The sequence below is a fragment of the Azoarcus taiwanensis genome (assembly GCF_012910885.1).
Classification (GTDB): domain Bacteria; phylum Pseudomonadota; class Gammaproteobacteria; order Burkholderiales; family Rhodocyclaceae; genus Azoarcus_F; species Azoarcus_F taiwanensis.
This window is the reverse complement of record NZ_WTVM01000036.1, coordinates 1-13,720: the sequence shown is the minus strand read 5'-3', so window position 1 is coordinate 13,720 and position 13,720 is coordinate 1. Positions and strand designations below refer to the sequence as shown.

6 protein-coding genes are annotated in these 13,720 nt (G+C 67.2%); 3 read left to right on the top strand and 3 right to left on the bottom strand.

Annotated elements, in window-relative coordinates; all coding sequences use genetic code 11:
• Positions 1-105: 105 nt before the first annotated feature.
• From GPA21_RS07840 to GPA21_RS07830, 3 genes are read right to left on the bottom strand one after another with little or no spacing between them, the layout of a single operon-like run.
• Positions 106-1,887, bottom strand: a complete 1,782-nt coding sequence (locus GPA21_RS07840) for an ABC transporter ATP-binding protein (protein ID WP_168987652.1) — start codon at positions 1,885-1,887, stop codon at positions 106-108.
• Positions 1,884-3,656, bottom strand: a complete 1,773-nt coding sequence (locus GPA21_RS07835; protein ID WP_168987651.1) for an ABC transporter ATP-binding protein — start codon at positions 3,654-3,656, stop codon at positions 1,884-1,886. The genes GPA21_RS07840 and GPA21_RS07835 overlap by 4 nt, the downstream gene beginning before the upstream one ends.
• A complete protein-coding gene (locus GPA21_RS07830; protein ID WP_168987650.1) occupies positions 3,646-4,932 on the bottom strand; it encodes an MFS transporter in 1,287 nt (428 codons plus the stop codon). Before GPA21_RS07830 ends, GPA21_RS07835 begins: the two co-directional genes overlap by 11 nt.
• A 266-nt stretch (positions 4,933-5,198) precedes the next feature.
• On the opposite strand from GPA21_RS07830, the gene GPA21_RS21250 reads away from it, so the two are divergent.
• The 3 genes from GPA21_RS21250 to GPA21_RS07815 form a co-directional block, all read left to right on the top strand.
• On the top strand, positions 5,199-6,137 hold the full coding sequence (locus GPA21_RS21250) for a helix-turn-helix domain-containing protein (protein ID WP_168987649.1): 939 nt from the start codon (positions 5,199-5,201) through the stop codon (positions 6,135-6,137).
• 400 nt (positions 6,138-6,537) lie between these two features.
• A complete protein-coding gene (locus GPA21_RS07820) occupies positions 6,538-12,777 on the top strand; it encodes a non-ribosomal peptide synthetase (protein WP_211163488.1) in 6,240 nt (2,079 codons plus the stop codon).
• Positions 12,774-13,720, top strand: a 947-nt coding sequence (locus tag GPA21_RS07815; RefSeq protein WP_168987648.1) for a beta-ketoacyl synthase N-terminal-like domain-containing protein, incomplete at its 3' end; no start/stop codon positions are given. The genes GPA21_RS07820 and GPA21_RS07815, both read left to right, overlap by 4 nt.

Below are 13,720 nucleotides of genomic sequence, written 5' to 3'. Positions count from 1 at the left end.
ATACCTGCCCGAGGCGATTTGCACGGACGCGGGCATCGCCGTGGCGTTCGCGCATTGGGGAAAGCGGCATGGGCTTCGCCCAACGGCCCGAATATTCTTGATTCATCATGTTTCCCCCACGCGCCAATGCTTGACGCTCTGCTGGGCCTGCCACATCCGCGCATAGCGGCCATTGCCGGCCAGCAGCTCGGCGTGCCGGCCTGACTCGACCACGCGGCCCTCGTCGATCACCAGAATCTGGTCGGCGGCGGCAATGGTGGACAGCCGGTGCGCAATCACGATCACCGTGCGCTCGCGCACCAGGGCGTCGATGGCGCGCTGCACGGCCACTTCGCTTTCGGTGTCCAGCGCCGCGGTCGGCTCGTCGAGGACGACGATGGGCGCGTTCTTGAGCATGGCGCGGGCGATGCTGATGCGCTGGCGCTCGCCGCCCGAGAGCCTTCCGCCGATGTCGCCCACCCGCGTCCGGTAGCCCTCGGGCAGGCGAGTAATGAACTCGTGGCAGTAGGCGGCACGAGCGGCCGCTTCCACTTCCTCGTCGCTGGCGTCCGGCCGGGCCATCCGGATATTGGCCAGGATGGTGTCGTCGAACAGGTACACGTCCTGGAACACCACCGAGATCAAGCCGTTGAGCTGCTCCGGCGACAGGGTGCGGATGTCCACGCCGCCGATCAGCACTCGCCCCGCCTGGGGGTCGGCATGCCGCATCAGCAGCCGCGTCACCGTGGTCTTGCCCGAACCCGACGGCCCCACCAGCGCGCTCATCCGGCGGGCGGGCAATTGCGCGCTGAAGCCCTTCAATGTGCTCTGCGGCTGTCCGGCGTAGGCGAACTCCACGCCGATGAAGCCAATCGAGAACTCGCCCGGCATGCCGGTCGACGCCTGCTGCGGCAGAGGCTCGATGGCCAGCAAGGCATCGATCTTGCCCAGCGCCGCCTCGATCAGGTCGATCACCTTGGAATACAGCACGAATGTCGCCAGCGGTTCGCCAAAGCGCACGACGATCACCATCAGCGCCGCCAGCACGGCGATATCCAGCGAGCCCTGCGCGACGAACCAAGCCCCCAGGAACACCACCAGCAGGATCGCCAGCTCCATCACCGTCGCCAGGATCAGGTTGGGCTTGGCGCCTTTGCGCTGGCCGATGGTCTGGATTTTTTCCAGGTGCGTGAAGCTGGCCTGCAGGCGCTGCGCCTTTTCGCCCGTGCAGCAGGTCGCGCGCAGCACCGGCAGCCCCTGGGCGTATTCAAGAATGTCCGAACTGGTGCGCTCGTTGGCATCGGCCAGGATGCGCATGCCGCGCCCGTAGGCGGGACGACGCCAACGGTATAGCGGAATCAGCAGTGGGAACACCAGCAGCAGCACCACACCCATGCGCCAGTCGAAATACAGCGCCGCCAGCGCCACCGTCACCGGCGTCAGCAGGGCGGTGGCCATCATGTTGGCGATCGTCAGGATGTAGCTGAGCGTCTCGTCCACGTTCCCCAGCAAGGTCGCGTTGACACCACCGGCGCGCTTGTCCTGCAGCACCTCCAGCGGAATGCGGCGCAACTGCGCGCCCAGCTCGGAACGCAGCTCATGCGTGTTGCGCACCATGTCGCCGCGATAGTCGAAGCCCTGCGCCCACCAGCGGATGACCGTGCTGGCCAGCATCAGCCCCGTCATCGCCAGCAGCCAGGGCAGCGCCGCCTGCCAACTGGCGCGCGGTATCAGGGCCTGGAAGAGCGGCATCAGGCAGGCCAGCGCCAGGCCCTGCGCGATGGCGGCCAGGGCCAGGCCGATCAGGCTGGCGCGCAGCCTGGGCGCGCGGCTGCGGGCGCTGGCCATCAACTGCCGCCAGGTCTCGCGCAGGGGCGTGATGCGGTGGCCGGGGTCTGGAATGCTCATGCCCGTGCTCCCATCAAGGCCCAGTCCTGCGCCTGCTCATAGCTGTTCCACAGCCGCGCATACACGCCGCCCTGCGCCACCAAGGCACCGTGCCGGCCACGCTCGGCCAGCCGCCCCTGGTCGAACACCAGAATCTGGTCCGCATCGCGAATCGTGGAGAGCCGGTGCGCCACCATCAGCACCGTCTTGCCCCGCATCAGGTTCGAGAGCGCCGCCACCAGCGCGGCCTCGTTCTCCGGGTCGGCGAAGGCGGTCGCTTCGTCCAGTACCAGGATGGGCCGGTTCTGCAGGATGGCGCGGGCGATGGTGATGCGCTGGCGCTGCCCGCCGGAGAGGAACACCCCCCGTTCGCCGACCGGCGTGTCGTAACCCTGCGGCAGCCGCTCGATGAACTCGTGCGCCTGGGCGGCGCGCGCGGCGGCGATCACCTCATCCATCGTCGCGCCTTCAGCGCCCAGGCGGATGTTGTTGGCGATGGTGTCGGCAAACAGAAAGGTGTCCTGGAACACGAACGCCACATGCCGCATCAGCACGTCGGGCTGCATCTGCCGCACATCCACGCCGCCCACCAGAATGCGCCCGGCGCTGACATCCCAGAAGCGCGGGATCAGCCGCGCCACCGTGGTCTTGCCCGCACCGGACGGCCCCACCAGCGCCGTCACACTGCCCGGCGGCACATCAAAGCTCACGTCCCGCAATACCAGCTCGCCGTCCGCCGTGTAGCGGAAATCCACCGCCTCGAAACGCACACTGGCATCCTTGGGAAACTTGGCCTGGACCATATCCGGCTCGGGCAGCTCCGGCTCGGCCATCACCTCCTGGATGCGGTGGATGCTCATCTGCGTCTTGGCCACCAGATGCTTGAGCGACATCAGCGGCAGCAGCGATTCGGCCATGCCGGTGCCAACCAGCAGCACGGCCAGCCAGGTGGCGGCATCCAGCGTGTCGTGGCTGATCAGCCAGCCGCCCAGCCACACCAGCACCGCCAGCGTCGGCAGCGGATTGAGGATCGCCACCGACAGGCGCGAGGAAAACCCCGCCATTCGGTACCACTGCAACACCACATCCATGAACGCATCGAGCGCACGCTGGTAGCGGTGGAACGTGGTCGTGCCGGTATCGAAGGTGCGCACCACCGGCATCGCCTGCACGTACTCGACGACCGCCTTGCTCACGTTCTCGCCAGCGGCGTGGTAACGCTGCATCATCTGGCCGCTGCCGCGCATGGCCAGCGACACCACCGCCACGCCGACCGCCAGCACCGCCGTGGCCACCAGCGCCAGGCGCCAGTCCAGCCACCACAGCAGCACGAAGGTGAGCACCGGCGACACATACGCCCGCGCGTACAAGGGCGTGCTGTCGGCCACGAACACGTGCAGCGCCTTCACGTCGTCCATCATCACCTTGGTCAGCGCGCCGGAGCCGATCTGCTGCACATAGCCCAGCGGCACGCGCGCCAGATGCCCGGCCAGATCGGTGCGCAGCCGGGTTTCCAGGCGGAAGGCGGCGTAGTGCGACTGATTGAACGCCGACAGCCGCAAGACGAAGGCCAGCACCGTCAGCGCCGCCGCCAGGCCCAGCGGCAGCCAGGGCCACCGGCCCGGTTCGGCCAGCAGGGCGGCCACCGCCCACGCCAGCACGGCCAGCGCGCCAAGCGCACAGGCCGCAGCCAGCCCGGCCAACACCATGGCGAACCGGATCTGGCCTTGCACGGGCCGCATGACGGCCCAGACCCCGGTACTGGCTCCAGCGCCTTGCCTATCCGACATGCACGGCTCCTTGGGCGGACGCAGCCACGCCGTTTTCCAGGCGCTCCAGACGCGCATGACGCCACACCACCCCGGTGGCAATCACCGACAGCGCCGCCGCCAGGCCAAAACAGAAGTGATAGCCCAGGTGCTCGGCCAGCCAGCCGCCGGCCACGCCGCCCGCCATGGCCAGCAACGCATCGGCACTCTGGAACACCGTGAAATCCACGCCCGCCTGCAGCGGCGAGGTCAGATTCATCAAGGCCGAGTACAGGGCCACCCAGACGCAACCCAGCACCGCGAAGGTCAGCCCCACCAGGATCGTCAAGACCGTCAGCGAAGCGGCCGGCGCCGCCAGCGCCAGGGCCAGCAGCACGCCGGCCTTGAGGCCGACGGCGATCCACACCGCGCGCCAGCCCGGCGCGGCCCGCACCAGCACGCCGCCCAGCACCGCGCCGGTCAGCCCCGCGCCGATATGCAGCGAACCGAACAGCCAGCCCACCTGTTCCAGGCTCATGCCGCGATCCAGCATGAACGGGCCGAACATGCCCAGCGTCAGCCGCACCCCCACGCTGGACAGCAGCATCAGCAGCAGCCCCGTGCGCACCTGCGGGCGGCGCAAGGCATGCAGCAGCCCGGGCCGATGATCGACGGCCAGCGCTTGGTCGCGCGGCGGCTCGCGCAACAGCAGCATCGGCAGCCCCAACAGCACGATGGCCAGGCCCGCGGCCACCAGCGCCGCAGGCCAGCCCGCCTTGCCCGCCACCAGAAGGAAGCCCCCGGCACCGAGCATGGCGCCGACATAGCTGCCGCCCACCTGCGCCACGTTGCCCCAGCCGCGCCGCTGCCCGGCAAGCTGCTCCACCGTGAAGCCATCGCACGCCACGTCGGTGCTGGCCGAAACCACCGCCGCCAGCAGCAGGCCGGCCAGCAGCCACACGGCAAAGCTGTCCAGCGAAAAATGGCCCGCCCAGCTTGCCAGCCCCATTCCCACCAAGATGGCCGCCATGATCCATTGCCCCGTCAGCACCAGCGTGCGCGAGCGGCGCTCCAGTCGCCCCGGCGGCAGGCGCATGCGCTCCACCCAGGGCGCCCAGAGAAAGCGGACGCCCCACGGCACCCACAGCAGAGCGGTCAGCCCTGCCACCGTCAGCGAAGCGCCCTCGCTGCGCAGCAACGACGGCAACGCCTGTGTGGTCAATGCCGTGACGATGGTCTGGCTGATATAAATGCCGGCAATGGCCAGCAGCACGCGGGCCGCCGTCAGGCGGCGTGAAGCGGAAGAAATCGTTGACATGCGATGCGGAATCCACGGCTCGAATAGCCGTCGTGGCGAATGGTTATTTGACGGTCCGCTGCAATTCACATGATCACTTCAGGTGTTCAGCAGCCCATCCTCGGCGTATAATGAGAATCGTTATGATTTGTCAATCAGGCAAATTGCGCTAACGGTTTACGGAAAAAATTTGATGTTTTCAGGATAAATTTATGTCGGGGATTGCGGAGCCGGGTGCGGATCAAGCGCTAGATCCAAGCAAGCTGCAGGAAGACGGTCTTGAAGGCGTGCCTGAAGACTGGCGCCATGCCGTGCACATGTACCAGCCCAGCGAAGGCCTCTACATCAGCTGCATCAGCGGCCGCCCCGGCGGCAAATGGTCCTTCCAGGCCGCCGGCCCCGCCGCCTTCAGCGTCAACATTCTGCTCGAAGGGCACATGCAAACCGCCTTCGACGACGGCGCGGTCGTCGATGTCAGCGCCGGCTTCACCATCCTGATGGCCTCGGGCGAAGCCGCCTCCGGCTGGGACGTGCTCGATGGCCAGACCGACGGCGCCTTCCGCCTGGTCAGCATCCACATGCCGGCGGACGCCATGGCCAACCTGACCGGCTTGAACATGGACGAGCTGCGCCGCCGCGCCCGCACCCTGTCAGGCGATCAGTCGCATATCGATGCCTTCCTCGGCGTGGTGCCGTCCTCCAGCACGCTGCAACGTGTTGCCTGCGGCCTGCTTGGCTTCGGCTGCAGCTACGCCGGGCCTTGCCTGTCCCGCGATCTGTACCTGCGTGCCAAGGCCATGGAAGCCATCGCCTGCTTCGTGCAGGAAAACCTGGAGCAGGCCGACATGCCGCTGCCCGTGCCGAGCGACCGGCAACGGCTGATTGAGGCGCGCGCCCTGATGGAAAAGCACTACGCCCAGGAGTGGACGGTGCAATCGCTGGCACGTGCCGTGGGCCTGAACGAAAAGCGCCTCCAGCAAGGCTTCCGGGCGCTCTACGGCTGCGCGGTGCATGCCTGCCTGACGCGCATCCGGCTCAACGCCGCGATTGCCATGCTCAAGCGCGGCACCAGCGTTACAGAAACCGCCGCCTGCTGCGGCTTCGCCAACCTCAGTCACTTCAGCCGCATGTTCCGCGGCCACACCGGCATCACGCCCAAGCAATGCGCCCTGGGCATCAGCCCACGCATCGCACACCAAGACACCTCTATGGTGTGCTTGCTCTAATCTCGCTGGCCGTGCGGGCCACGCGCCGCCACGCTTGCCCCCCACCATGGCGGCAATGGCGACCATCATGATGCATCGTGAAACGCTTCAACCATCGTAGCGATGCGCTGCAACAAAAATCCTTGATCCATCAATTTTTTTCCGGAAACCGTTAGCACGGATTTCGGAATTTGGGAATCATTGAGTTGAATATACGAATACATCTCATTTGTATTTGAATTTCAAGACTGAGAGCCACATGTACTGAGAGGTGCAACTTACGGCGGCAGTCTTTCGGAAGACGGGGTGCTGGTGCTCAACCAGCATGTGCTAGCGGAGGCTCGATCGCGGCCTAGGTAAGCGCCTGGGCGCGAGTATCGAGGGCATCCAAGGATAGGCGGAGATAAAAAGAGGGTTTTTCGTGACGAAAGCGAGACAAAACGACACGCCACTGAATGGACACTTCGAAGCGACGCTTCGTGAGGAGATCGTCGCCGACCTCGGGATACCCAGCGGGCAATTTGATGCCGACGCCAGTCTCCTGAAACTGGGCATGGATTCGATGCGCCTGATGGCCTGGATGCATCGACTGCGCAGGCGCGGCCACAAGATCAAATTGCGCGATCTCTACCAGCAGCCCACCTTGCGCGGGTGGAGCCAGTTGCTGCAGGACTGCCCGGCTACGGCGCCGGCTGCTCAGACGGCATCCCCAGAGCCGAGCGGTTCCGCCTCCCCCGCCGCTGGCGCCTGGCCGACCATGGCCGATGGGCTCCCCTTCGACCTGACACCCGTGCAGCACGCCTACCTGGTGGGTCGGGCGCCCCACCAGACGCTGGGCGGTGTCGGCTGCCATCTGTACCAGGAGTTCGACGGCCAGGGTCTGGATGCCGATGCCTTGGAGCAGGCCATCGGCGCGCTGGTCGAAAGGCATCCCATGCTAACGGTGACGTTTCTGGATGATGGCCGCCAGCAACGCCGCCCCGGTACCCGCTGGCGCGGCCTGACGCTGCACGACCTGCGCAGCGCTTCGCCCGCCCAGTGCGAGGCCCACTTGCTGGCCATGCGTGCGCGTCATGGCCACCGGGTTCTGGCCGTCGGGCAAGGCGAGAACTTCGATTTCCAGCTCAGCTTGCTGCCCGACGGGCATCACCGCCTGCACGCGGACATCGACCTGCTGGTGCTCGATGCCGCGAGCTTCAGCCTGGTGTTCGATGAACTGGCGGCGCTGGTTCGCGGCGAGTGCCTGCCGGCGATCCCCGGCGACTACGATTTCCGCAGCTATCTGGCCCAGGCGGCGCAGGAGAACGAGGCGGCCCGCCAGCAGGCCAAGGCGTTCTGGATGGAGCGCTCGGGCAGTTTGCCGCACGCACCGCGGTTGCCGCTGGCCTGCGAACCGGCGCAGATCAAGCAGGTTCGCATCTCGCGCCAGCGGGTGGAAATCACCGCCGAGGACTGGGCGCGGTTCCAGGGCCTGGCGGGCGAATGCGGCGTGACGCCGACGATGGCGCTGGCGACCTGCTTCGGCGCGGTGCTGGCACGCTGGTGCAGCCAGCCACGGCTGCTGCTGAACCTGACGCTGTTCGACCGCCAGCCGCTGCATCCCGCCGTGGACGGGATGATCGCCGACTTCACCAACATCCTGCTGCTGGACATCGCCGGCGAGGGATCGAGTTTCGATACGCTGGCACGGGGCAACCAGCAGACCTTCACCGAGGCCTACGAGCATCGGCATTGGTCGGGCGTGGAACTGCTGCGCGAACTGCGCAAGACGCCGGGCGCCTATCCCCACGGCGCCCCGGTGGTGTTCACCAGCAACCTGGGCCGCCCTCTGTTCGGCCGGGACGTGGAGCGCACCCTGGGCGTTCCCGGCTGGGGGATTTCGCAAACGCCGCAGGTCTGGATCGACCATCTGGCCTACGAACATGCCGGCTCGGTGTTCCTGCAATGGGACAGCAACGAGGCCCTGTTCCCGACCGGCCTGCTCGAAGCGATGTTCCAGGCCTACGTGGGCCTGGTGCGGCACCTGCTGGCGCATCCGCAGGCCTGGCGGGAACCCTTGCCCGATCCCATGCCGCAGGCGCAACGGGCGGTGCGCGAGCGGGTCAATGCCCATGGCGATATACCGGCGCCCGATGGATTGCTGCACGAGGGTTTCTGGCAGCAGGCGCGGACGCGACCGGATGCCTTGGCCCTGGTGCATGGCGAGCGCCGATTGACCTACGCCGAGCTGGCCTCCCTGGCACGTCGTTGTGCCGGCGCATTGGCCGCGCAAGGTGTGCAACCGGGCGACCGGGTGGCGATCAGCATGTCCAAGGGCATCGGCCAGGTCGTAGCCGCGCTGGGCATTCTCCATGCGGGTGCGGTGTATGTGCCGGTGTCGCCGGATCAGCCGTTGGAGCGGCGGCGCACCATCTACCAGGGCGCGGGGGCGAAGCTGGTGCTGGTATGCCGCGACGACGGCCTGGACGACGTCGTGGCCGGCGTCACCTTCCTGGCTTGGCAGGAGGCCGCGGACCATGCCCCGCTGGTCGATCCCGTGCAGGTCGATGCGCGCGAGCCGGCCTACATCATCTACACGTCGGGCTCCACCGGCACACCCAAGGGCGTGATCATTTCCCACCGTGGGGCGCTCAATACCTGCGTGGAGTTGAACCGGCGCTACGCCGTTTCGGCAGATGACCGGGTACTGGCATTGTCGGCGCTGCATTTCGACCTGTCGGTGTACGACATCTTCGGGCTGCTCTCGGCCGGCGGTGCGCTGGTGCTGGTCGACGAGGGCCAGCGACGCGACCCGGCCTGCTGGTGCGAGGTCATCGAGCGACATGGCGTGACGGTCTGGAACACGGTTCCGGCGCTGCTGGACATGCTGCTGACCTATGCCGAGGGTTTCGAGCTGCAGGCTCCCGCCCGCTTGCGCATGGTGATGCTCTCCGGCGACTGGATCGGCCTGGACTTGCCCGGCCGCTACCGCGCGTTTCGCCCGGATGGGAAGTTCGTGGCCATGGGTGGTGCGACCGAGGCGTCCATCTGGTCCAACGTCTTCGACGTGGATTCCGTGCCGCCGCATTGGCGATCCATTCCCTACGGCTATCCGTTGGCGCGGCAGAAGTACCGCGTGGCCGATGCACAAGGCCGCGATTGCCCGGACTGGGTTCCGGGCGAGCTGTGGATTGGCGGCGAAGGCGTGGCGCTGGGCTATTTCAACGACCCGGAGCGCACGGCGCAGCAATTCGTGAGCTGGCAAGGCGAGCGCTGGTATCGCACCGGCGACATGGGCTGCTACTGGCCGGACGGCCGGTTGGAATTCCTTGGCCGTCGTGACAAGCAGGTCAAGGTGGGCGGCTACCGCATCGAGCTTGGCGAGATCGAAGCGGCCCTGTTGCGGGTCGAGGGCGTCAAGAGCGCGGTGGCGCTGGCCGTGGGAGAGCGCGAAAAAGCCCTGGTGGGCTTCGTGGTGCCGCAGGGAACGGCGCTGTCCAGTCCGCAGCCCGGCGCCCCGTCGCTGCCCGCGGACTACGCCGCGCTGCTGCTAGGCGAGGCCTGGCATGCGGGGCCGGCCGAGGCGGATCACGAAACGGATATGGCACGCCTCGTGGCCGGCTTCCTGTACGAGCACCTGATGCGGCAAGGGGTGAATCTGACCGGCCGCGTCACCGCGCAGGGCGTGATGGCGGAGTACGGCGCGCAGCCGCAGTGGGCCGGCCTGGTGGCGCGTTGGCTGGAGCATCTGCATCGACAGGGCTACCTGCAGCGCCTGGACGATGACGTCCATGCGCCGGTGGAGAGCATGCCGCCGGCCTGGCAACCGAGCGGCGAACATCCGCTGCGGGAAGCGGCCAACATGCTGTTGACGCACCATGCGCCGCTGGCCCAGATCATCCGTGGTGAGCGGCCTGCGCGAACGCTGCTGAACCATCCATTCTGGGCACCGGAGCAGTTGCTGCTGCGTTCCCCCGGCATGCACGCGGCCATCGCGGTGCTGGCCGACCTGATCCGGACGCTGGCGAAGACGCTGGGCCGTCCGGTACGGCTGCATGAGGTCGGCGCACGCAGCGGCCTGGCTGCGGAGCAGCTTCTCCGGCACCTGGATGCGGGCGATGTGGCTTATACCGCGTGGGATGACTCGCCGGAGATGGTGCTTCGCGCCACGGAACGGTTGCAGCGGCATGCGCATGCCGAGGTTCGGCGCTGGCATGCCGGCGTGGCGCAGGAGGATCGGCATCAGGCCGATCTGGTGTGGGCCAACAATGCCTTGCACCGCGTGGGCGACGCCGGGGTCCAGGCGGTGCTGGCCCTGGCGGCACCTTCGGCCATGGTGTTCGTCCAGGAACTGAATCGGGTTTCGTGCCTGGCGCTGGTTTCCACCGAGCTGCTGGCTGACGGCCACGAGGAAGGCCTGGCCCGCCGGCTGCACGAGACGCCCTGGTGGCAGGACCTGTTGGCAAGACAGGGAATGCGCAACGAAGCCCAGGCGGTGCTGGGGCATGTGCAGTGCCTGGTGTCCCGTGCGCCGCAGGAAGTGCTCAGGCCGGATGCCGACCGGCTGGCCCGGGCACTGCGCGGCCTGCTCCCAGGCTACATGGTGCCGCAACGGCTGTACTTCCTGGAGGCCTTGCCATTGACCGCCAACGGCAAGGTGGATCACCGCGGCCTGTTGGCGCACTGCACTCATGGCGCGCCCGAGGCCGGCGCCGAGCGGCAACTGCCCCAGGGTGTCACGGAACAGGCTGTGGCCAGTCTCTGGCGCGACCTCTTGAAGGTGGAACACCTTTACCGGGACAGTCATTTCTTCCGCCTGGGCGGGGACAGTTTGCTGGCGACGCGCCTGATCGGGGAACTGAACCGGCGCGGCTTTTCGGCGGCGCTCGGCGACCTGTTCGACTTCCCGACGCTGGCGGCATTCGCCGAGACCGTGCGTTGCGGCGACACCATCAGTACGCCAGGCCTGCGGCACGACCCCACGCGCCGCTATGCGCCTTTCCCGCTGACCGATGTGCAGCAGGCCTATCTGGTGGGGCGGCAGCCAGGGTTCGCGCTGGGCGGGATCGGCTCGCATTTCTTCGTCGAATTCGAGGTGAGCGATCTGGATGTCGCGCGCTTCGAGCGGGCCATGAATCGGTTGGTCAGCCGGCACGACACCCTGCGGGCAGTGGTTCGCGACGGCATGCAGCAGGTTTTGCCGCAGGTGCCGGACTTCAGGCTGCCATGCCATCCGGTGACCGACCTGGACGCCCCGGAAGCCGTGGCATTGCGCGAGCGTCTGGCCCGGCAGGTACTCGATCCATCGCGCTGGCCCGTTTTCGACATTCAGGCCGCCCTGGTCGATGGCGGCGCCAAGGCCAGCCTGTTCGTGTGCCTGGACAACCTGATGCTCGATGGCCTGAGCATGCAGATCCTGCTTGCCGAACTGGAACAGCTCTACACCGATCCCGGGCAGTCGCTGCCGGAGCTGGAGATTGGCTTCCGCGATTATCTGGAGCATGTGCAGCAGCGGCCAACCAACGACGTCTCGTTGGCGTACTGGGCGCGCCGCCTGGATCATCTGCCGCCGGCCCCGCGCCTGCCATTGCGCTGCGACCCGGGCGACGTGGGCCTGCCGCACTTCGCGCGACTGTCCGCCAGGCTCGCCGCCCCGCAGTGGGAGGCGCTCAAGGCGCGTGCGCGTGCCGAAGGTTTGACCCCGTCGGCATTGCTGCTTTCGGCCTATGCCGCCACCTTGTCGGCCTGGGCCGGCCACGACGAGCTGAGCCTGAACCTCACCCTGTTCGACCGCGAGCCGCTGCACCCGCAGATCGAGCAGGTACTGGGCGACTTCACGACGTTGCTGCTGCTGGCCTGGCAACCGACCGCGGACTGGCGCAGCAGCGCCCAGGGCTTGCAGCAACGCCTGCGCCAGGATCTGTTGCATCGCGATGTTTCGGCCATTCAAGTCATGCGCCAACTGGCCCGGCGCGCTGGACAGGCGGCTGCCGCCATGCCCGTGGTGTTCACCAGCGCCCTGGGCTTCGAACAGGATCGCTTCCTCGCCCATGCGTCCTGGATGAAGCCACGCTGGGGCTTGTCGCACACCCCCCAGGTCTGGCTCGACCACCAGGTGTACGAGTCCGAGGGCGAGTTGCGCTTCAACTGGGATTACGTGCAGGAGCTGTTCGAACCGCAGCAGATTCAGGCCGCCTTCGACCGCTACGTCTCGTTGTTGCAGCGGCTGGCAAGCGAAGACGCGGCCTGGGATCAGCCATTGCAGGCACTGGTGCCTCGCCTTGAGGGGATGTCGCGGAGCGCAGATCACGCACCTGCGCGGCGTGCTGTCGAACCGTCAGCCACGGCCACGCCACTGCGGGCCGATGACACCTTGGTGCAAGCACTGTGCCGGCATTTCGAGCTGGTGGTCGGGAGGCCGATCCAGCCTCGCCAGTCCTTTTTCGATGCAGGCGCCACGTCCCTGAAATTGGTTCAGTTGCATGTGCACCTGACCCAGACGGGCCACACCGGCCTGCTGGTCACCGACTTGTTTGCCCAGGCCACGCCGCTGGCACTGGCAGCGCACCTGCACGGCAGATCGAACACGACGAATGACACCGCAACGCCCGGGGACGAGCGCCGCGAACTGCTGGCGCAGCGCAGGGCGCGTGCGCAACGTCGGCGCGGGGAGACATCATGAATATCGAAGAACGCTTGAAGCAGCACTATCCCGACTGCGAGCCGATCGCGGTGATCGGTCATGCCAGCCGGTTCCCGGACGCGGCCGACAGCGACGCCTATTGGGCCAACCTGCTGGCCGGGCGTGAATGCAGTCGGCAGTTTTCGCGGCAGGAACTGCTGGATGCCGGGATTCCGGCATCGGTCATCGACGATCCGGCCTTTGTGCCGCGTGGAACCGTGGTGCCCGACGCCGAGGCTTTCGACGCCGAGCTGTTCGGCTACTCCCGCCAGGAAGCCGAACTGCTCGACCCGCAGCAGCGGCTGTTCCTGCAGATGGCCTGGCACGCGCTGGAGCACGCTGGCTATGCACCCCGAGCGGTGCCACACAAGACCGGCGTGTTCGGCTCCGCCCGAATCAGCACCTACCCAGGGCGCGAGGCGATCAACATCGCCGAAGTGGCGCACGTGCGCAGCCTGCAGTCCCTGATGGCCAATGACAAGGACTACGTGGCGACGCGCGCCGCCTACAAGCTGGATCTTCGCGGCCCGGCCCTGTCCGTGCAGACGGCCTGCTCCAGTTCATTGGTCGCCACCCACCTGGCATGCGAGAGCCTGAGATCCGGCGAATGCGACATGGCCATCGCTGGTGGTGTGGCCGTCTCCTTCCCGCAGGTGAGCGGCTATTTGTACCAGCAGGGCATGATCTTCTCGCCCGATGGGCATTGCCGCCCGTTCGATGCGCAGGCCCAGGGCACCTATGGCGGCAATGGCGTGGCGGCCGTGGTGCTGCGGCGCCTGTCCGATGCGCTGCGCGACGGCGATCCGGTCGTGGCGGTCGTACTGGGCAGCGCCATCAACAACGACGGCAGCCAGAAAGTCGGCTATACCGCGCCCTCCGTGCTCGGGCAGCGTGAGGTGATCGCCGATGCGTGGGCGCTGGCCGGCGTGCGCAGTGAGCAGAT